This is a genomic window from Leifsonia sp. NPDC077715, assembly GCF_040686855.1.
GTDB lineage: Bacteria > Actinomycetota > Actinomycetes > Actinomycetales > Microbacteriaceae > Leifsonia.
The window spans coordinates 71,065-91,221 of the sequence record NZ_JBFBOG010000001.1 but is presented as its reverse complement, the minus strand read 5'-3'; the positions used below and the strand labels follow the sequence as shown (position 1 = coordinate 91,221).

At 70.6% G+C, this 20,157-nt stretch carries 19 protein-coding genes; 18 read left to right on the top strand and 1 reads right to left on the bottom strand.

Annotation, left to right across the window (positions count from 1 at the left end; genetic code table 11):
- Position 1: 1 nt before the first annotated feature.
- Positions 2 to 1,132 carry a polyprenyl synthetase family protein gene (locus AB0P25_RS00420; protein ID WP_363804737.1) on the bottom strand — a complete coding sequence of 377 codons (1,131 nt, stop codon included), beginning with the start codon at positions 1,130 to 1,132 and terminating at the stop codon, positions 2 to 4.
- Between the two features lie 78 nt (positions 1,133 to 1,210).
- Here AB0P25_RS00420 and AB0P25_RS00415 point away from each other — a divergent pair, with 78 nt between their 5' ends.
- From AB0P25_RS00415 to AB0P25_RS00330, 18 genes are all read left to right on the top strand, one after another.
- Positions 1,211 to 1,591: a DUF3040 domain-containing protein gene (locus AB0P25_RS00415; RefSeq protein ID WP_363804735.1), complete on the top strand. Its 381-nt coding sequence runs from the start codon at positions 1,211 to 1,213 to the stop codon at positions 1,589 to 1,591.
- A gap of 240 nt (positions 1,592 to 1,831) precedes the next feature.
- Entirely contained in the window at positions 1,832 to 2,263 is a 432-nt protein-coding gene (mraZ, locus tag AB0P25_RS00410) for a division/cell wall cluster transcriptional repressor MraZ (protein WP_064109324.1), read from the top strand.
- A 116-nt stretch (positions 2,264 to 2,379) separates the two neighbouring features.
- Complete coding sequence (gene rsmH / locus AB0P25_RS00405; RefSeq protein WP_363804733.1) at positions 2,380 to 3,369, top strand: 16S rRNA (cytosine(1402)-N(4))-methyltransferase RsmH; 990 nt, start codon at positions 2,380 to 2,382, stop codon at positions 3,367 to 3,369.
- Complete coding sequence (locus AB0P25_RS00400; protein WP_363804731.1) at positions 3,366 to 4,034, top strand: hypothetical protein; 669 nt, start codon at positions 3,366 to 3,368, stop codon at positions 4,032 to 4,034. The genes rsmH and AB0P25_RS00400 overlap by 4 nt, the downstream gene beginning before the upstream one ends.
- A 19-nt stretch (positions 4,035 to 4,053) precedes the next feature.
- Complete coding sequence (locus AB0P25_RS00395; protein WP_363804730.1) at positions 4,054 to 5,796, top strand: penicillin-binding protein 2; 1,743 nt, start codon at positions 4,054 to 4,056, stop codon at positions 5,794 to 5,796.
- Positions 5,797 to 5,824: 28 nt separating this feature from the next.
- Complete coding sequence (locus AB0P25_RS00390; protein ID WP_363804729.1) at positions 5,825 to 7,369, top strand: UDP-N-acetylmuramoyl-L-alanyl-D-glutamate--2,6-diaminopimelate ligase; 1,545 nt, start codon at positions 5,825 to 5,827, stop codon at positions 7,367 to 7,369.
- Positions 7,369 to 8,793 (top strand): UDP-N-acetylmuramoyl-tripeptide--D-alanyl-D-alanine ligase, encoded by a 1,425-nt coding sequence (murF, locus tag AB0P25_RS00385; protein ID WP_363806203.1) that lies wholly within the window; start codon positions 7,369 to 7,371, stop codon positions 8,791 to 8,793. The genes AB0P25_RS00390 and murF overlap by 1 nt, the downstream gene beginning before the upstream one ends.
- A complete protein-coding gene (gene mraY / locus AB0P25_RS00380; RefSeq protein ID WP_363804727.1) occupies positions 8,790 to 9,905 on the top strand; it encodes a phospho-N-acetylmuramoyl-pentapeptide-transferase in 1,116 nt (371 codons plus the stop codon). The genes murF and mraY overlap by 4 nt, the downstream gene beginning before the upstream one ends.
- A complete protein-coding gene (gene murD / locus AB0P25_RS00375) occupies positions 9,902 to 11,455 on the top strand; it encodes a UDP-N-acetylmuramoyl-L-alanine--D-glutamate ligase (RefSeq protein ID WP_363804725.1) in 1,554 nt (517 codons plus the stop codon). Before mraY ends, murD begins: the two co-directional genes overlap by 4 nt.
- Positions 11,412 to 12,671: a putative lipid II flippase FtsW gene (gene ftsW / locus AB0P25_RS00370; RefSeq protein WP_363804724.1), complete on the top strand. Its 1,260-nt coding sequence runs from the start codon at positions 11,412 to 11,414 to the stop codon at positions 12,669 to 12,671. Before murD ends, ftsW begins: the two co-directional genes overlap by 44 nt.
- Complete coding sequence (locus tag AB0P25_RS00365) at positions 12,668 to 13,738, top strand: UDP-N-acetylglucosamine--N-acetylmuramyl-(pentapeptide) pyrophosphoryl-undecaprenol N-acetylglucosamine transferase (protein ID WP_363804723.1); 1,071 nt, start codon at positions 12,668 to 12,670, stop codon at positions 13,736 to 13,738. Before ftsW ends, AB0P25_RS00365 begins: the two co-directional genes overlap by 4 nt.
- Before the next feature lie 67 nt (positions 13,739 to 13,805).
- Entirely contained in the window at positions 13,806 to 15,251 is a 1,446-nt protein-coding gene (murC, locus tag AB0P25_RS00360; protein ID WP_363804721.1) for a UDP-N-acetylmuramate--L-alanine ligase, read from the top strand.
- Positions 15,252 to 15,258: 7 nt separating this feature from the next.
- Positions 15,259 to 16,245 (top strand): FtsQ-type POTRA domain-containing protein, encoded by a 987-nt coding sequence (locus tag AB0P25_RS00355; protein WP_363804720.1) that lies wholly within the window; start codon positions 15,259 to 15,261, stop codon positions 16,243 to 16,245.
- Between the two features lie 145 nt (positions 16,246 to 16,390).
- Complete coding sequence (gene ftsZ, locus AB0P25_RS00350; RefSeq protein WP_363804719.1) at positions 16,391 to 17,569, top strand: cell division protein FtsZ; 1,179 nt, start codon at positions 16,391 to 16,393, stop codon at positions 17,567 to 17,569.
- Positions 17,535 to 18,236, top strand: a complete 702-nt coding sequence (locus AB0P25_RS00345; RefSeq protein WP_363804718.1) for a YggS family pyridoxal phosphate-dependent enzyme — start codon at positions 17,535 to 17,537, stop codon at positions 18,234 to 18,236. Before ftsZ ends, AB0P25_RS00345 begins: the two co-directional genes overlap by 35 nt.
- Positions 18,237 to 18,274: 38 nt before the next feature.
- Positions 18,275 to 18,802, top strand: a complete 528-nt coding sequence (gene sepF / locus AB0P25_RS00340) for a cell division protein SepF (RefSeq protein WP_363806202.1) — start codon at positions 18,275 to 18,277, stop codon at positions 18,800 to 18,802.
- A gap of 83 nt (positions 18,803 to 18,885) precedes the next feature.
- Positions 18,886 to 19,182, top strand: coding sequence for a YggT family protein (locus tag AB0P25_RS00335; protein WP_064109309.1), 297 nt, complete (start codon positions 18,886 to 18,888; stop codon positions 19,180 to 19,182).
- 145 nt (positions 19,183 to 19,327) lie between these two features.
- Positions 19,328 to 20,152: a DivIVA domain-containing protein gene (locus tag AB0P25_RS00330; RefSeq protein WP_363804717.1), complete on the top strand. Its 825-nt coding sequence runs from the start codon at positions 19,328 to 19,330 to the stop codon at positions 20,150 to 20,152.
- Positions 20,153 to 20,157: the final 5 nt, after the last annotated feature.

The following is a 20,157-nucleotide window of genomic DNA, read 5'->3' as shown; positions in this document are numbered from 1 at the left end:
GTCACGCCGTCCGGCGGGTGACCGTCGTGGCGAGGTCCCGGAGGTGCGCCTTGGCCGCGGCTCCGAGCGGCGCCGCATCGAGCGCGGCGATCGCCCGAGACACGTTGTCCGCGATCATCCGCTCCACCTTCTCCACCGCGCCGGACTCGCGGATGGTGAGCTGCATCGTCCGGATCTGCTCCGGCGTGAGGTCGGGGTCGCCGAGCAGTTCGTCGAGAGCAGCCCGGGCTCCGGACGGGATGGCATCCCGGGTGAGCGCGATGAGCACCGTGCGCTTTCCCTCGCGGAGGTCGTCGCCACTGGGCTTCCCTGTGACGTCCGCATCGCCGAAGACGCCGAGCAGGTCGTCCCGCAGCTGGTAGGCGATGCCGAGGGGGAGCCCGAAGTCGCGCAGCGCCTCCAGCTGGCCGACGTTCGCGCCGGCGAGAGCGCCGCCGATGAGCAGCGGCGACTCGATCGAGTACTTCGCCGACTTGAAGACGATGACCCGCTCGGCGCGCGCCAGCTGGTCGGAGTCCGGGCGGCCCTGCCAGCCGATCTCCTCGAAGATGTCGAGGTACTGGCCGGCGGTCACATCGAGCCGCATCCGGTTGAACTCCGCGCGCGCGGCGCGGCGGGCGGGCGCGCTGACGAGCTGGGTCAGCCCTTCGTCGAAGAGCTCGTCGCTCAGGATGAGGAGCAGGTCGCCGAGGAGCGTCGCGGCCCCGGTGCCGAACGCCGCGCCGGAACCGCCCCAGCCCTCCTGGTCGTGAAGGCGCTCGAACCGCTTGTGCGCGGCCGGGGCGCCGCGGCGCGTGTCCGAGTTGTCGATGATGTCGTCGTGCACCAGAGCCGCGGCGTGGAACAGCTCGAGCGCGCTCGCCACCGAGACCACCGCGTCGAGCGCTCCGGAGGCTGGGACGGACCCCGCGTCGCTGCCGTCGTCGACCACATCGCCCGCGGTGCGCACGGCCTGCCAGCCCCAGAAGCAGAACAGCGCGCGGAACCGCTTGCCGCCGCTGAGAAAATCCCTTGAGAACCCTGCTACCGGAGAGAGCTCATCGGCGATGGAGACGAGAATGGAGGCGCGTGATTCGAAGAATCCATCGATTCTCGACTGGATGAGGTCGGTGAATCGGATGCTTTCAGACACACGCCTAGCCTAGCCAGACCCGCGAGGTTAGAATCAGGCTGACCTAGCCTCGAACCCACGAGAAAGAGGGGGATCCGGATGCCGCTTTCGGAACACGAGCAGCGCCTCCTCGAAGAGATGGAACGCAGTCTCTACCAGAACGACGCGGACTTCGTCGCCAAGGTCGGCGGCAAGCGGGCGAGACCCGCGTACCGGTCGATCGTCCTGGGCATCCTGCTCGCCGTCGTCGGCGTCATCGTCCTGGTGCTGGGCGTCTGGTTCCAGCAGCCCCTGGTGGGCATCCTCGGTTTCGTCGTGATGTTCGCCGGCGTCCTGGTGGCCATCGCCCCGGGCAAGCGCGTCGCGGTCGAGCCGGGAGCGCCCGAGCCGAAGAAGGCCAAGGCCCGCGGCGGCCAGACCGGGTTCATGGACCGCATGAACGACCGCTGGGACAAGCGCAACGACGGTGGCGAGGGCTAGCCCTCCACTCCGCTCCACAGACTCACCCCGGGAAGGGCCGATCGAGAGATCGGCCCTTTTTTCGTGCCCGCCGGGCATCCCTGCCGCTCCATTTCCCTCCACCCCGTTCTGCCCCGTGATTTCGCGGGTCCGCGTACCCAATTCGGGGCATTCAGGCCAATGTGCATCGATTTGTGGATGAGAGTGGAGTAAAGTGGAGGCACACCGCAACCTGGGCCGGGAGAGTGGGGGTGGCAGCCGATGTTCCTCGGTACGCATGCCCCCAAGCTGGACGAGAAGGGGCGCATCATCCTGCCGGCGAAATTCCGGGATGAGCTCGCGTCCGGCCTCGTCCTCACCCGAGGCCAGGAGCACTGCGTCTACGTCTTCTCGCAGCGGGAGTTCGAATCGCTGCACGAGAAGATCCGTCAGGCGCCGGTGACGAGCAAGCAGGCCCGCGACTACCTGCGCGTGTTCCTCTCGGGGGCGAGCGCCGAGGTCCCGGACAAGCAGAACCGCGTGACCATCCCGGCCGCGCTCCGCTCGTACGCGGGACTGGATCGCGACCTGGTCGTGATCGGCGCGGGCAGCCGCGCGGAGATCTGGGACGCCACCGCCTGGGAGACCTACCTCACCGAGCAGGAGGCGGCGTTCGCGAGCACGGAGGAGGAGGTGATCCCGGGACTCTTCTGACCGCTGTGTCCCTGACGCCGGACTCCCAGCCATACGCCCTGACACCACTTCCCCGGTGTCAGGTCGGGATGGATGGGGATCCGGAACCAGGGGCACGCGGACCGTCCCGGACGGCCATGACCGACTCCAACGACAGAATCCACACCCCGGTGCTCCTCGAGCGCTGCATCGAGCTGCTGGCGCCCGCGCTGACGCGGCCCGGCGCGGTGTTCGTCGACGCGACGCTCGGGATGGGTGGCCACTCGGCCGGCATCCTGGAGCGCTTCCCCGACGTCACCCTCGTCGGACTCGACCGCGACCCCGAGGCGCTGGCCATCGCAGGGCAGCGGCTCGAGCGCTTCGGCGACCGCGTCCACCTCGTCCACACCGTCTACGACGGCATCCGCGAGGCCGTGGAGGGCGAAGGCTTCGAGCACATCGACGGCGTGCTGTTCGACCTCGGCGTCTCGTCCCTCCAGCTCGACCGGGTGGAGCGCGGCTTCTCGTACTCGAAGGACGCCCCGCTCGACATGCGGATGGACGGCACGAGCGAGCTGACGGCGGCGACCGTCGTCGCCGAGTACTCCGAGGTGGACCTGCGCCGCATCTTCCGTGACTACGGCGAGGAGAAGCTGGCGGGCCGCTACGCGCGGCGCATCGTCGAGGAGCGGGAGCGGCAGCCCATCGAGCGCAGCGGCCAGCTGGTCGACCTGATCACCAAGGCGACCCCGGTCGCTCAGCAACGACAGGGGCACCCGGCCAAGCGGGTCTTCCAGGCGCTGCGGATCGAGGTCAACCAGGAGCTCGCGGTGCTCGAGCGCGCGATCCCCGCAGCCATCGACGCGCTGAACGTCGGGGGTCGGATCGTGGTCGAGGCGTACCAGTCCCTCGAGGACCGCATCGTGAAGCGCGAGCTGCAGACCCGGTCCACCTCCAGCGCCCCCGCCGGGCTCCCGGTCGAGCTCCCGGAGCACCGGCCCGAACTGAAACTGCTGATCCGCGGCGCCGAGCTCGCGGACGACGACGAGAAGGCCGCGAACCCGCGGGCCACGCCGGTGCGACTGCGCGCGGCCGAGCGGGTGCGCCCTGCGGCATCCACCACCGAACAGACGAGGAGGCGCCCGTGAGCACCACCCTGGCAGAGGCCGTCCCGGCGCCCACCCGCAGGCGGCCCGCCGCTCTGTGGACGGGCGGAGCCCTCCCCGCCCCGGCGGAGGAGCCGAAGCGCACCCATCTCGAGGTCGTCCCAACGCGCTCGCAGCGGCGGGCGCGTCCGCGTGCGCTGTACGCGGTGATCGCGGTCGGCACGCTGCTGGCGATCGTCGTGTCCCAGCTGCTGCTGAGCATCGGGATCTCGCAGGGCGCCTATCAGCTGAACAGCCTGCAGGAGAAGCAGACGCAATTGCAGCGGTCGTACCAGGCCGCCTCCGAAGACCTCAACCGCGTCTCGTCCCCGCAGAATCTCGCGGCGAACGCCAACGCGCTCGGGATGGTGAGCAACAGCAGCCCGGCCTACCTGCGGCTGTCCGACGGCGCGGTGCTGGGGGCGCCGGCGCCCGCCAACGGCGCGGCCGGGACGGTGACCGGCGCGCAGGGGAACCTGGTGCCGAACGCGCAGCTCGCCGGCGTTCCGCTGGTGACGGCGGCGCAGCAGAAGGCCGTCGCCGGCGCGAAAGCGTCCACAACCGGAACCCAGGCTGGGAATTCCACAGGTCAGGGTGCGGCGACCGCGTCCCCGACCGCTCCGACCGTACCGTTGCAGGGAGCGTTGCCGACTCCGGTGACGCACTGACGACGGAACGGGCTGGAGCATGGTCAGCAAGAAGATGCTGCGGCGGCGGACCGCCGTGACGGTGCTCGCCGTCGCGGCGACCGTCGGCATCCTGGGCGCCAAGCTCGTCGACATCCAGGTCGTTCGGGCGGACGCCTTGCAGCGACAGTCCGTCACCGCCAAAGAGGTCTCGACGCCGCTGCTGGGCAACCGCGGCGACATCGTCGACGCCGACGGCACGGTGCTCGCGACGACGGTCTACACCTACACCGCCGCCGCGTCGCCGAAGGACGCGATCGCGGGCGGCCGCGACAAGATGGTCGAGGCGGCGGCGAAGATCGGCGCCATCACCGGCAAGGGCGGCGACGCGGTCGTCGCGCTGATCGACGCGGCGCTCAAAGCGGACCCCAAGTCGCAGTACGTGCTGATCAAGTCCGGGATGGACGTCGGCACGTTCGACAAGCTCGACAAGCTCCCGTATCCGTGGCTCACCTTCACCAAGAAGCAGGCGCGCAGCTACCCGAACGGTGCGGTCGCGGGAAACCTGCTCGGCTTCCTCTCCGACGGCGGCGACTCGGGGCTCGAGAAGAGCGAGAACACGTGCCTCGCCGGTCAGAACGGCGAGGAGACCTACCAGCGCGGAGCCGATGGTGTCGCCATCCCCGGGAGCACCGTCGTGCAGAAGCAGGCGAAGGACGGCGGCACGCTCAAGCTCACGATCGACGGCGACCTGCAGTGGTTCGCCGAGCAGACGCTGGCCCAGCAGGTGGCGGCGACCGGCTCGAAGTTCGGGTTCGTCACCGTCGCGGAGGCCAAGACCGGCAAGGTCAAGGCGATCGCGCAGTGGCCGGCGCTCGACCCGAACAACATCGACGCGACCGATCCCTCCTATTGGCGGCTCCAGCCGCTCACCGACCCGCGCGAGCCGGGATCGACGTTCAAGGCGCTGACCGCCGCGATGCTGATCGACCAGGGCAAGGCGACGCCGACGAGCCCGGTGCTCGCCCCCTACTCGTGGAAGTCGGGCAACGGCGCCGATCTGCACGACTCGGGCTACCACGCCCCCCTGCGGCTCACCCTCACCGGCGTGCTGATGATGTCGTCGAACACGGGCATGTCGCAGCTCGGCAAGGCGCTCAGCGACCAGACGCGCTACGACTACCTCAAGAAGTTCGGCATCGGCGAGTCGAGCGGCCTGCCGTATCCCGACCAGTCCGACGGCGTCCTGCACCCGGTGAGCGAGTGGGACGACCAGACCAAGTACGCGACCATGTTCGGCCAGGGCGTCTCCGCCACCCAGATCCAGATGGTCGGCGCGTACCAGGCGCTCGCCAACGGCGGCACGCGCATCCCGCTGTCGTTCGTGGAAGGGTGCGAGCACCCGGACGGCACCGTGACCGACATCCCGAACGCCAAGGCGACGCAGGTGGTCTCGGCCCAGGCGGCGTCCACCACGCTCGGGATGATGGAGTCGGTGGTGACCGACGGCGAGCTCAAGAAGCAGCTCCAGATCCCGGGCTACCGCATCGCCGCGAAGACCGGAACGGCCCAGCAACCGGACGGCAAAGGCGGCTATCTGCCGTCGTACTACGTGTCCGTCATGGGCGTCGCGCCGGTGGACGATCCGCAGTACGTCGTTTCGGTCAACCTCGGATTCCCGACTACCATTACTTCGTCGGCAGCGGCCGCTCCGCTGTTCCACACGATCATGAGTCAAGTGCTGAAGACCTACCGGGTGAAGCCGTCGACGTCGAGCCCGGCGGGCTATCCGCCCTACTACTGATGAACACCGTCTACCGAAAGTGAGCCCCGTGACAGGACCGGCGCCATCCTCTCTGCGCCCCGAGCATCCCGTCGCCCGCCCGCTCGCCCAGCTGGTCGCGGAGTTCGGCCTTGACTGCCGCGGCGACCTCGACGGGGTCGAGGTGACCGGCGCGGCCCTCGCGAGCTCGGCCGTCGAGCCGGGCGACCTCTACGTGGGCGTGCCCGGGCGCAACTCCCACGGAGCCACGTACGCCGCCGCCGCCGCCGAGGCGGGCGCTGTCGCCGTGCTGACCGACGAGGAGGGTGCGGCCCTCGCCGCCGACTCCGGCCTCCCGGTCATCGTCACGCCCGACCCGCGCGCCGCGCTCGGCGCCGTCTCGGCCTGGATCTACCGCACCGACGAGAACTCGGCGACGCTGTTCGGAGTGACGGGCACCAACGGCAAGACCAGCGTCGTCTACCTGCTCAACGCCATCCTGGGCCAGCTCGGCGTCGTCGCCGGGCTCAGCTCGACCGCCGAGCGCCGCATCGGCGACACGGTCAACACGAGCAAGCTCACCACTCCCGAGGCGAGCGAGCTGCACGCCCTGCTGGCGCGGATGCGCGAGGAGGGCGTGCGCGCCGCCGCGATCGAGGTGTCGGCGCAGGCGCTCAGCCGTCATCGCGTCGACGGGATCGTGTTCGACGTCGTCGGCTTCACGAACCTCAGCCACGACCACCTCGACGACTACGCCGCGATGGACGACTACTTCGCCGCCAAGCTGGAGCTGTTCCAGCCGGACCGCGCCCGCCGTGGTGTCGTCACCGTCGACTCCGACTGGGGCCGGCAGCTGGTGGAGCAGTCCCGCATCCCCGTCGCGACGCTGTCGAGCTCGCCCGGCTCGGACGCCGAGTGGACGCTGACCGTGCTGGACGAGACGCTGGAGCGCACCGCCTTCGCACTCGAGGGTCCGGACGGCCGCCGGCTCGAGACGAGCATCCCGCTCCTCGGCGCCTACAACGCGGCCAACGCCGCCCTCGCGATCGTCATGCTCGTCGAGTCCGGCTACGATCTCGACGCCATCGGCGCCGCGCTCGAGCGCGACGGCGGCATCGATGCCTACATCCCGGGCCGCGCCGAGCGCCTGTCGGGCGACCGGGGCCCCGTCGTCTTCATCGACTACGGCCACAGCCCCGACGCGTTCCTGTCGACCCTGAGCGCGCTGCGCAAGGTGACCGACGGCCGCATCGTCATGGTGTTCGGCGCCGACGGCGACCGCGACACCACCAAGCGCACCGACATGGGCGCCATCGCCGCGCGCGGCTCCGACGCCGTGGTGATCACCGACTTCCACCCGCGCTGGGAGGACCCGGCGACCATCCGCGCCGCCCTGCTCGAGGGCGCCCGCACGGCCGTCCCCGACCTCGAGCTGTACGAGGTCCCGGACCCGCGGGCGGCTTTCCGGACCGCGCTGTCCCTGGCCGGGGAGGGCGACGTCGTCCTCTACGCCGGACCTGGGCACGAGGACTACCAGGAGGTGGCCGGCCAGCGCCTGCCGTACTCCGCCCGCGAGGACGTCCGTCTCGCGCTCCGAGAGGCCGGGTGGCTCTGATGATCGCGATGACCCTGGCCGAGATCGCCGAGGCCACCCGAGGCACCCTGCTGCTCGACGGCACGGACGCCACGCCCGACACGACGGTGGACGGCCTGTCCACCACCGACTCCCGCGAGGTCGTGCCCGGCACGATCTTCTTCGCCAAGCCCGGAGAGGTCACCGACGGTCACCTGTTCGCCCCGCAGGCCGTCGAGGCCGGCGCCGCCCTGCTCGTGGTCGACCATGCGCTCGACCTCCCGGTGCCGCAGCTGCTCGTCGACGACACGGTGGTCGCGCTCGGCGACTTGGCGACCGAGGTCATCGCGCGCGTCCGCGCCCTCGGCCTGCTGAAGATCGTCGGCATCACGGGCTCGAACGGCAAGACCACGACGAAGAACCTCCTGCGCGCCGTCCTGGAGCAGGTCGGCCCGACCATCGCGCCCCGCGCCTCCTTCAACAACGAGGTCGGCGCGCCGGTGACGATGCTGCAGGTCACCGAGGAGACGCAGTTCCTCGTCGCCGAGATGGGTGCGAGCGGCATCGGCGAGATCGCCCGGCTCGTGCGCATGGCGCGTCCGGACGTCGGCGTCGTCCTCAAGGTGGGCCTGGCGCACGCCGGCGAGTTCGGCGGCATCGAGAAGACGCTCCAGGCGAAGACCGAGATGGTCACCGACCTGCTCGACTCGGATGTCGCCATCCTGAACATCGACGACGCGCGCGTGCGCACGATGGCCGACAAGACCATCGCCCGTGTGCTGTGGTTCGGGCTCGACGAGCAGGCCGCCGTCCGAGCGACGGACATCGTCTCCGACCGTCGCGGCACCTCCTTCACGCTGCACCTGCCGTCGCGGGACGGCGGCGAGGGCGAGTCGCGCCCGGTGCGCTTCCAGGTGCTCGGCGAGCACCACGTCATGAACGCGCTGGCCGCGGCGGCGTCCGCGTACGTCCTCGACGTCGACATCGACACCATCGTGACGGCCCTGCAGTCGGTGAAGACCGCGGAGCGGGGACGCATGGAGGTGCTCGGCAACGACGAGGTCACCGTGATCAACGACGCCTACAACGCGAGCCCGGACTCCATGGCGGCGGCGATCAAGACGCTCGCGCAGATCGCGGAGCCGGACGGGCGCACGATCGCCGTGCTCGGCGAGATGAGCGAGCTGGGCGAGTTCTCGGGGGAGGAGCACGACCGCATCGGCCTGCTCGTCGTCCGTCTCGGCATCGACCAGCTGGTCGTGGTCGGGCCGGAGGCCCGCCGGATGCACATCACGGCGATCAACGAGGGCTCGTGGGACGGGGAGTCCGTCTACTTCGAGACGCAGGACGAGGCGTTCGAGCACCTGCAGGGCTCCCTGCGGCCCGGGGACACCGTGCTGGTGAAGTCCTCCAACTCGGCCGGCCTGCGCTTCCTCGGCGACCGGCTGGGAGGGGCGTTCGCGTGAGAGCCCTGCTGACCTCCGGTGCGCTGTCGATGGCGTTCACGCTGTTCCTGACGCCGCTGTTCATCCGGCTCTTCCGCCGCCTCCAGTGGGGGCAGTTCATCCGCGACGACGGTCCGCAGAGCCACCACGCCAAGCGCGGCACCGCCACGATGGGCGGCATCGTCGTCATCCTGGGCACGCTGTTCGGCTACTTCACCGCGCTGCTGCTCACCGGCGACGAGACCAGCGTCTCAGCGCTGCTCGTGCTGTTCCTCATGGTGGGCCTCGGGATCGTCGGCTTCATCGACGACTTCCTCAAGACCCGGCGCGAGCGCAGTCTCGGGCTGACCGGCTGGGCCAAGGTCGCTGGCCAGGTGGTCGTGGCCACCGTCTGGGCTTTCCTGGCCATCCGGTTCCCCAACGGCAACGACTACACCCCGGCGACGATGAGCGTGTCGTTCATCCGCGACCTGCCGGCCATCGACTTCGGCGCGATCACCAAGTTCGGGGTCATCGGCGTCCTGGTGGGATACGGCCTCTACCTGATCTGGATCAACTTCCTGGTCGCCGCCACTTCGAACGGCGTGAACGTGACGGACGGCCTCGACGGGCTCGCCTCCGGCGCGTCCATCCTCGCCATCGGCGCGTACATCATCATCGGCTTCTGGCAGTCGATCCAGTCGTGCGCGAACGTCAAGCTGAGCGTCGAGAACGTCGCCAAGTGCTACGACGTGCGCGACCCGTTCGACCTCGCGATCGTGGCCACCGCGATCGTCGGCGCGGTCGTCGGCTTCCTGTGGTGGAACACCTCGCCCGCGCAGATCTTCCTCGGCGACACCGGCTCCCTGGCGCTCGGCGGCGCGGTCGCCGCGCTCGCCATCCTGAGCCGCACCGAGCTGCTGCTCATCCTCATCGGCGGCCTGTTCGTCATCGAGGCCGGGTCGGTGATCGTGCAGCGGGCCTACTTCAAGCTCAGCCATGGCAGACGCATCTTCCTGATGAGCCCCATCCATCACCACTTCGAGCTGAAGGGGTGGGCCGAGGTGACGGTCGTCGTCCGGTTCTGGATCATCGGCGGCCTGCTGGTCGCGGCGGGCGTCGGCTCGTTCTACCTGGAGTGGCTGGCCACATGAGCGACGCACGGCGCCTGGAGGAGCTGACCAGCTGGTACGCCGACTGGTCCGGGCTGCGCGTGGCCGTCTACGGCCTCGGCGTCACCGGGTTCTCGGTGGCGGACACGCTCGCCGAGCTGGGCGCGCAGGTGCTCGTCGTCGCCGCGAAGGCCGACGACGAGCGACGGATGCTGCTCGAGGTCATCGGCGCCGAGCTGGTCGAGCAGGAGGATCTGTCGACCCCGCCGGAGCGTCTGGCGGAGTTCGACCCCGAGCTCGTCGTGGTGTCGCCCGGCTTCCACTGGGACCACCCGCTGCTGCTGTGGGCCGAGGCCCGCGGTATCCCCGTCTGGGGCGACATCGAGCTCGCCTGGCGGCTCCGCGACAAGGTCGCCCGCCCGGACGGCGCCGACGGCCCTGCCGACTGGATCTGCGTGACCGGCACCAACGGCAAGACGACCACGGTGCAGCTCACCGCAACGATGATCCTCGCCGGCGACAACCGCGTGGCGCCGTGCGGCAACATCGGCGTGCCGGTGCTCGACGCCATCCGCGACCCCGAGGGCTTCGACGTGCTCGTGGTAGAGCTCTCCAGCTACCAGCTGCACTGGATCAACCGGAACCCCGGCGGCGAGCTCTCGCCCTTCTCGGCCGCGTGCCTCAACATCGCCGACGACCACCTGGACTGGCACGGCTCGATGGAGGCGTACATCGCCGCGAAGGCGAAGGTCTACGACAACACGCAGGTCGCCTGCGTGTACAACAAGGCCGACGAGAACACGCTCCGGATGGTCGAGGAGGCGGAGGTCACCGAGGGTGCCCGCGCCATCGGCTTCGGCCTCGGCGTGCCCGGCCCCAGCGACTTCGGCATCGTCGACGGCATCCTCTGCGATCGTGCGTTCCTGGACGACCGGGCGAACGCGGCCCTGGAGCTGACAACGCTCGACGAGCTGGCCGAGGCCGGCCTCGCCGCGCCGCACGTGGTGGCGAACATCCTGGCCGCCAGCGCCCTCGCCCGGTCCTACGGCGTCTCCCCGCAGGTGATCCGGGATGTGCTGACCGCCTTCCGCCTCGACTCGCACCGCATCGAGCTGGTGCGGACGCAGGACGGCGTGAACTGGGTCGACGACTCCAAGGCGACGAACCCGCACGCGGCCGACGCGTCGCTGCGCGCCTACCCGTCGGTGGTCTGGCTCGTCGGGGGCCTGCTCAAAGGCGTGGATGTGGACGACCTTGTCGGGAAGCACATCGGGCGACTCCGTGGCGCCGTGCTGATCGGCGTCGACCGGGACGCGCTGCGTGCGGCATTCCAGCGACACGCGCCGGAGCTTCCGGTGGTCGAGGTCGAGGCCGACGAGACTGGTGAGGTCATGCCGACGGCGGTGCGGCTGGCCGGCGGTCTCGCCCGCGAGGGCGACACCGTGCTGCTGGCTCCGGCGGCGGCGTCGATGGACCAGTTCGCCGACTACGCAGAACGCGGTCGCCGCTTCCAGGCGGCCGTGCACGAGTACTTGGGAGGTGAGGCGGATGACGACGAGCCCGCCTCGCGTCCCGACCCGCAGCAGGACTGAGCGGCCCGTCGAGGAGACGGCGGAGCACGAGTCCGCCGGGCGGCTGAGCGCCCTCACCACCCGCATCGGGCTGGGGCGTTCGATGACCTCGGAGTCGGCCAACTACTTCCTCCTCCTCGGCGTCACCCTGTTCATGGTCGTCTTCGGCCTGGTCATGGTGCTGTCGTCGTCGGCGGTGGAGTCGCACAACGACAGCGACAACTTCTTCTCCCGGTTCTGGTCGCAGGGCGCCTTCACCCTGGTGGGCCTGCCGCTGATGTTCGTCGTGTCCCGAATCCCGCGCGCGTTCTGGCGCAAGACGATCTGGTTCTTCCTGGCCGCCGCCTGCTTCCTGCAGGTGCTGGTGCTGCTGACGCCGCTCGGCATGGAGATCGGCGGCAACCGCAACTGGATCAAGATCGGCTCCTTCACCGCGCAGCCGTCCGAGGCGATCAAGCTCGCGCTCGTCGTCTGGCTCGGCGTGGTCCTCGCTCGCAAACGGGACATGCTCAGCGAGTGGAAGCACGTGGCCATCCCGATCGTGCCGGTGGCCGGCGGCGCGGTCGCCCTCGTCACGCTCGGCGGGGACCTCGGCACGACCATGATCCTCGCGGCGCTCATCCTCGGCGCGCTCTTCTTCGCCGGCGTCCGCGTCCGCTACCTGGTGACCGGGGTGCTCGCGGTCTCCGTGGTCGCGATCTGCGTCGCGCTCAGCAGCGCGAGCCGCATCGGCCGCATCTCCGCCTACTTCGGCGGCACCAGCGTCGCGAACCCCGACGTCGACTGGCAGATCAAGAACGGCTTCTACGCCCTCGCCTCCGGCGGCGTCTTCGGCGTCGGGCTCGGCAACTCCCACTCCAAGTGGTCGTGGCTGCCGGCCGCCGACACCGACTTCATCTTCGCGATCATCGGCGAGGAGCTGGGCCTCATCGGCGCGGTCGTCGTCCTCCTGCTGTTCGTGATGCTGGCGGTCGTGTTCCTGCGCATCATCCACGCGTCCACGGACCCGTTCGCTCGCGTCACGACGGCGGCGATCATGGTCTGGCTCATCGGTCAGGCGTTCGTCAACATCGCGGTCGTGCTGGGCGTGATCCCGGTGCTCGGCGTCCCCCTCCCACTGATCTCTGCGGGAGGGACTGCGATGATCAGTTCCATGATCGCCATCGGAATCGTGCTGTCGTTCGCCCGGGAGTCGCACCGCGACTCGATCGCAGACCGGTCGGGCGCGCGCCGGTGACCCGCTATCTCCTCGCCGGCGGTGGCACCGCCGGCCACGTCAACCCGCTGCTCGCCGTCGCCGACCGCCTGCGCCGTGACGAACCCGATGCCGAGGTCCTGGTGCTCGGCACCGCGGAGGGGCTGGAGGCACGGCTCGTCCCGCAGCGCGGCTACGAGCTGGCCACCATCCCGAAGCTGCCGTTCCCGCGGCGCCCGAACGCGGCCGCTCTGCGGTTCCCGGGGGAGTACCGGCGCAGCATCCGAACCGTGCGCGACCTGATCGCCGCCCGGGGGATCGACGCGGTCGTGGGCTTCGGCGGGTACGCCGCCGCCCCCGCGTACTCCGCCGCGCGCAAGGCAGGCGTGCCGCTCGTGCTGCACGAGGCCAACGCACGACCCGGCCTGGCGAACCGCCTCGGCGCCCGCTACACGCCGTGGGTGGGCGTCGCCTTCGAGGGCACACCGCTGCCGCATGCGACCTTCGTCGGGATGCCGCTGCGCGTCGAGATCGAGCAACTGGACCGCGCGGCCGCGCGCCCCGAGGCGGCCGCCGAGTTCGGGCTGTCGCCCGACCGCCCCACCCTGCTGGTGACCGGCGGATCCCTCGGCGCCCGCCGGATCAACCAGACGATCGTCGCGCGCGCGACCGAGCTGACCGCGGCCGGATGGCAGGTGCTCCACATCCAGGGCGGCCGCGGCGAGCTGACCGACCCGGGTGTGGACGGCTACCGCCTGCTCGAGTACTGCGACCGGATGGACCTCGCCCTGGCGATCGCCGACTTCGCGGTGGCCCGTGCGGGCGCGGCGACGGTCAGCGAGTTCGCCGCGCTCGGCATCCCCGCGGTGTACGTGCCGTTCCCGATCGGCAACGGCGAGCAGCGCTACAACGCGGCCGGCGTGATCCGGGAGGGCGGCGGCCTGCTCGTCGACGACGCGGAGTTCCAGCCGCCCTGGGTGGACGCGCAGCTGCTGCCCCTGCTGGCGGACCGGGACCGCGCGTCCGAGATGGGACGGCGTGCCGCCTCCGCCGGCGTGCGCGACGGGTCCGACCGCATGGTGGCCCTCATCCGGAGCGCCCTCGGCTGATCCGCACCTTCTCCGCGTAGCCTAGAGAGGTAATGGAGACCTTCTCGCGTAACCGAAAGCTGCACCCGTGACGATCAAGCCCGACCTGACCCTCGCCCTCCCCGAGGAGCTCGGAAAGCTCCACTTCGTCGGCATCGGCGGTTCGGGGATGAGCGGCATCGCCCGCCTGTTCCTCGAGGCCGGCTACACCGTCACCGGATCCGACGTCCGGCACTCGGCGAACATCGACACCCTGCGGGGCCTGGGCGCCACCATCGCGGTCGGCCACGACGCCGCGAACGTCGGCGACGCCGACACGCTCGTCGTCACGGGCGCGCTGTGGCAGGACAACCCCGAGTACCAGCTCGCGCTCTCGAAGGGCCTGCCGGTGCTGCACCGGTCGCAGGCGCTCGCCTGGCTGATCAACCGGTCCCGCCTGGTCGCCGTCGCCGGCGCGCACGGCAAGACCACCTCGACCGGCATGATCATCACCGGCCTGCTCGGACTCGGCGAGGACCCGAGCTTCGTCAACGGCGGCGTGATCGCGTCCCTCGGCAAGAGCTCGCAGACCGGCACCGGAGAGCTGTTCGTCGTCGAGGCGGACGAGTCCGACGGCTCATTCCTGCTGTACGACACCGCGGTCGCCCTCATCACCAACGTCGACCCCGACCACCTCGATCACTACGGGTCGCTGGAGGCGTTCGAGGACGCCTTCGTGACCTTCGCCCGCGAGTCCGACGAGTTCGTCGTCGTGTCCTCGGACGACCCCGGCGCGGTGCACGTCACCGACCGCCTCCGCGAGCAGGCTCCGGACAAGCGGATCGTCACGTTCGGCGAGGCCGAGGACGCGGAGGTCCGCGTCCACTCGATCGTCACGGATGGGCCCGTCGCGTTCACGCTGCGCTACCAGGGCGTCGACTACAGTGCGCAGCTGCGCGTCCCCGGTCGCCACAACGCCATCAACGCCGGCGGCGCCTTCGCGGTGCTGACCGGGCTCGGCTTCGACCCGGCGGCGTCGCTCGCGGCGATCGCGGAGTTCGGCGGCACCGAGCGCCGCTTCGAGCTGCACGGCACAGTCGGGGGCGTCAGCGTCTACGACGACTACGCGCACCACCCGACCGAGGTCGCTGCGGCCCTCTCCGCGGCGCGCACGGTCGTCGGCGACGGCCGGATCATCGCCGTCCACCAGCCGCACCTGTACAGCCGCACGCGCCTGTTCGCGAAGGAGTTCGCCGAAACGCTCGAGCAGTACGCCGACGAGACCGTCGTGCTCGACGTCTACGGTGCGCGGGAGGACCCGGAGCCCGGTGTCACCGGCGCACTGGTGGCCGACCGCTTCGAGCATCCCGAGCACGTCGCCTTCATCGCCGACTGGCAGCAGGCCGCGGACCACACGGCGCGGATCGCGCGCGAGGGCGACTACGTGATCACCCTCGGCTGCGGCGACGTGTACCGGATCGTGCCGCAGCTGCTGGATGCGCTGAAGCGCGAGCACCCGGAGACGGCCGCGGCCGCCGCGGCGACCGCGGAGTGACCACCGCGTGAAGCGTCCCCAGGGTTTCGATCGGTCGGCCGCCCCGGCGGCTGCTCCGGCGCGCCCGCAGGACGCCGACGCCGAGTCGAGCCGCGCAGAGACGCGCGGATCCGTCGGCACGGTGACCGAGCCGGTCCCCATCCTGACCGCCGACCACACCGCCGAGCGGCCGACTCCACCGCGGGAGACCGAAGCGTCGCCGTACTCGCGTCTGCCCAGCAACCGCGAGATCGACAAGGCCCTCCGCGCCGCGCGCCGCGAGCGCAAGCGGCTGGAGCGCGGAGAGGTGCGCCGGTTCACCAAGCGCTCGCGCCGCCGCCGCTACGCCTGGCTGGCGGCGGCCGGCGTCGTCGTCGCGCTGGTGCTCGCCGTGACGATCGTCGCGTACTCGCCGCTGCTCGCGCTCAAGCACATCCAGGTCAGCGGGACCTCGCGGCTGGACGCGGCGACCGTCGAGAAGAAGCTCTCGGATCAGCTCGGCACGCCGTTGCCGCTGCTCGACCAGGCGTCCATCTCGGCGGACCTCGCCGCGTTCCCGCTCATCCGCAGCTACACGGTCGAGAGCCATCCGCCGGACTCGATCGTGGTGCGGGTGGTCGAGCGCCAGCCGGTCGGCGTCATCCAGCGCGGTACCGCGTTCACCCTGGTGGACGCGGCCAAGGTGCCCATCGCGAGCAGCGAGAAGCGCCCGGACGGCTACCCGCTCATCGCGGCCAGCGGGGGAGCGGCCGACGTGGATGCGGACTCGGGCTTCGCGGCCGCCGCAGGCGTGCTCAGCGCGCTGCCCGCCGACGTCCTCGCCCAGGTCGACACCATCGCGGCGAAGACGAAGGACGACGTGAGCTTCACCCTGCGCGGCGGCGGTGCGACAGTGGTCTGGGGGAGCGCGGAGGACTCGTCGCTGAAGGCGGCGGACCTCGCCGCGCTGCTGAAGAGCGCCCCCGACGCCGGCCGCTACGACGTGTCGTCCCCCCACAGCGTCACGACGGGTTGACCGCGCGATGACGGCGACTTTTCCCGACACGCGCGCGGGGTTCCGCGGGCGGGGGCCCGGCGCACCTAACGTCGGATCAAGAATTGCATACTCAGCAAGACTTTAAGCTTCAACTTGAAGTTGAACGTTCCCGTGGAGGCCGGACGTGACAGCAAACCAGAACTACCTCGCCGTGATCAAGGTCGTCGGCATCGGCGGAGGCGGCGTCAACGCCGTCAACCGCATGATCGAGCTCGGCCTCCGCGGCGTCGAGTTCATCGCCATCAACACCGACGCGCAGGCGCTGCTCATGAGCGACGCCGACGTCAAGCTCGATGTCGGCCGTGAGATCACCCGCGGTCTCGGCGCCGGCGCCGACCCCGAGGTCGGCCGCCGCGCCGCCGAGGACCACGCGGAGGAGATCGAGGAGGCGCTGGCCGGCGCCGACATGGTCTTCGTCACAGCGGGCGAGGGCGGCGGCACCGGCACCGGCGGCGCCCCGGTCGTCGCGCGCATCGCGAAGTCGATCGGCGCGCTGACCATCGGTGTCGTCACCAAGCCGTTCTCCTTCGAGGGCAAGCGCCGCCAGCAGCAGGCCGAGGCGGGCGTCCAGCGCCTGAAGGAAGAGGTCGACACCCTCATCGTCGTGCCGAACGACCGGCTGTTGGAGATCAGCGACCGCGGCATCAGCATGCTCGAGGCGTTCTCCACCGCCGACCAGGTGCTCCTCGCCGGTGTCCAGGGCATCACCGACCTCATCACCACACCGGGCCTCATCAACCTCGACTTCGCCGACGTCAAGTCGGTCATGCAGGGCGCTGGCTCCGCGCTCATGGGCATCGGGTCCTCGCGCGGCGCCGACCGGGCGATCAAGGCCGCGGAGCTCGCGGTCGCGTCGCCGCTGCTGGAGGCCTCCATCGACGGCGCCCACGGCGTGCTGCTCTCCATCCAGGGTGGATCGAACCTCGGCATCTTCGAGATCAACGACGCCGCGCGGCTGGTCCAGGAGGCGGTGCACCCGGAGGCGAACATCATCTTCGGTGCGGTCATCGACGACACCCTCGGCGACGAGGTGCGCGTGACCGTCATCGCGGCGGGCTTCGACGGCGGCGAGCCGAACGCGCGCCCGGCCGCGGTGGACGCACGCCGCGCCAGCTTCGTGGAGGCCGGCTCCGAGCAGTCCCAGGTGCAGTCCTCCGCCGAGGTGGAGGCGGGCGAGATCCCGGCTCCCGAGACCTCGGCCTGGCAGACCGGCGAGCAGCCGGTCGCCGAGGCCGCCCCGCAGAAGGACCCGGCGTTCGACGACGAGAATGACGACCTCGACATCCCCGACTTCCTCAAGTAACGGGCTGGCCGACCGGCTCGCCGCGGTCCGGGAGGGCGTCTCCGACGCCGCCCGGGCCGCGGGCCGTTCGCCCGAGGAGCTGACGACGATCGTCGTGACCAAGTTCCACCCGGCGTCGCTCGTGCGCGACCTGCATGCGCTGGGCGTGCATGACGTGGGGGAGAACCGCCACCAGGAGGCGCAGGAGAAGGCGGCGGAGCTCGCCGACCTCGACCTGACCTGGCACTTCGTGGGTCAGCTGCAGAGCAAGAAGGCGCGTCAGGCGCGGCGGTACGCCTCGGTCATCCACTCGGTCGACCGCGTGTCCCTGGTGGACGCGCTGGCCTCCGACGAGTCGACCGTCGACGCGTTCGTGCAGCTCAACCTGACCGACGATCCGGCACGCGGAGGCGTCGCCGACCGCGACCTCGAGCCGCTGGTCGAGCACGTGCTCGCCACCCCCGGGCTGCGGCTCCTCGGCGTGATGGCCGTCGCCCCGCTCGGCGAGGAGCCCGCCCGCGCCTTCGAACGGGTGCGCGCAGCCTCCGAGCGCGTCCGCGCGCTCGCCCCGGACGCCTCCGCGATCTCCGCCGGGATGTCGCAGGACTACCGCGAGGCGATCGCCGCAGGCGCGACACACCTTCGCATCGGGACCGCCATTACCGGGAATCGTCCGCAGCTTCGTTAATCTCGAAGCAAGAGTTCGACGTGCCTACGGAGGAAGCCATGGCCAACCCGCTGAAGAAGACGATGGTCTACCTGGGCCTCGCCGACGAGGAGCTGGAGTTCGAGGACCAGCCGCAGGAGCAGGCTCAGCACCAGCCCCGCCGCGAAGCCCCCGAGCGCACGCCGGCCGCGTCGCCGGTCCAGGCCGTCCCACACCCCGCTCCGGTCGCTCCCGCGGCCGGCCGCGCTCCGGTCACGCCGCTGCGCACGTCGAAAACCGCACGGAATGCATCGGTACAGGAAATGAACGAGATCCTCACGGTCCACCCCCGCCAGTACCGCGACGCCCAGGCGATCGCCGAGTCGTTCCGGGAGGGGATCCCGGTCATCATCAACCTCTCGCAGATGAGCGAGGGCGACGCCCGCCGCCTCATCGACTTCGCCAGCGGCCTCTCGCAGGGCCTCTACGGCAAGATCGAGCGGGTCACCCCCAAGGTCTTCCTCCTCTCGCCCAGCCACGTCGTCGTCTCCGGCGAGCACGGCGGGCAGGACGCCGAGGTCGACGCCTCCTTCTTCGCCCAGGCCTGACGGTCGACGCGGCACGCACGACGCTCGAAAGCGCACCGGCTACCTCCCAGGGGAGCCGGTGCGCTTTCGTCCATACTGGGAGGGTGTTCGTCGTCTCGCTCATCGCGACTGTCCTCTATTACGCGCTGCTCATCTACTTCTTCGTCCTGTGGGCGCGCTTCGTCCTGGACCTCGTGCGCGTGTTCGCCCGGCAGTGGCGTCCACGCGGCTTCGGCCTGGTGCTCGCCGAGTCGACGTACGTGGTGACCGACCCGCCCATCCGCTTCTTCCGGCGCATCATCCCGCGCCTGTCCATGGGCCCGATCGCGATCGACTTCGGCTGGAGCCTCACCATGCTGGTCGTCATCATCGGCTTGTACGTCACGCTGGGATTCCGCTGAGCGTCGTTCCCGTTTCCGCGGCGAGCCCCGTTGTATCGTGGACGAGCCGCGCTGAGACCGTGCGGTGAAGTGCGCGACCGACGCCCGTTTTGCTAGCGTTGGGTAACGCGATCCCGTACCAATTCACGATCGAAGGTGGCTTGCCATGGCGCTGACTCCGGAAGATGTAGTCAACAAGCGGTTCCAGCCGACGAAGTTCCGCGAGGGCTACGACCAGGACGAGGTCGACGACTTCCTCGACGAGGTCGTCGTCGAGCTGCGTCGCCTGAACCAGGAGAACGAGGAGCTGAAGCAGCGCCTCGTCGCCGCCGACTCGCGCATCGCCGAGCTGCAGCGCAGCGCGGGCCAGGGCGGCGCAGCCCCGGCCGCGGCGTCCGCACCGGCCGACAACGCCGAGGCCGAGCGCCTCCAGCGCGAGAACGAGGAGCTGAAGCAGCGCCTCGCCCAGGCCCAGCAGGAGGCCGCACAGGCCAAGCAGCAGGCGGAGCAGTCGCAGCAGGCCGCCCCTGCCTACCAGGCTCCGGCCGACGACGCGAACGACCCCAACGCCACCAACAACCTCCTCCAGCTGGCCCGCCGCCTGCACGAGGAGCACGTGCGCGAGGGCGTCGAGAAGCGCGACCAGCTCATCGCCGAGGGTCACGCCACCGCCGCCCGCATCGTCGCCGAGGCGGAGTCGAAGCAGCGCGCTCAGATCAGCGCACTCGACCAGGAGCGCACCGGCCTCGAGCGCCGCATCGACGAGCTCCGCTCGTTCGAGCGCGACTATCGCAAGGGCCTGAAGTCGTACATCGAGAGCCAGCTCCGCGACCTCGACGCGCCCGTCCAGGGCAGCGGCCAGAACGCGGGCGCGCGCTCCGCTGCTCCCGTGAGCGCCGGCGGCGGCGTGCCGGCCCCGGTCTCGGCCAGCGGCTCGGACGACTCCGGCAACTCGGGCCAGACCTCGACCTTCCCCGGCTTTGGAGGCTAGTCCCT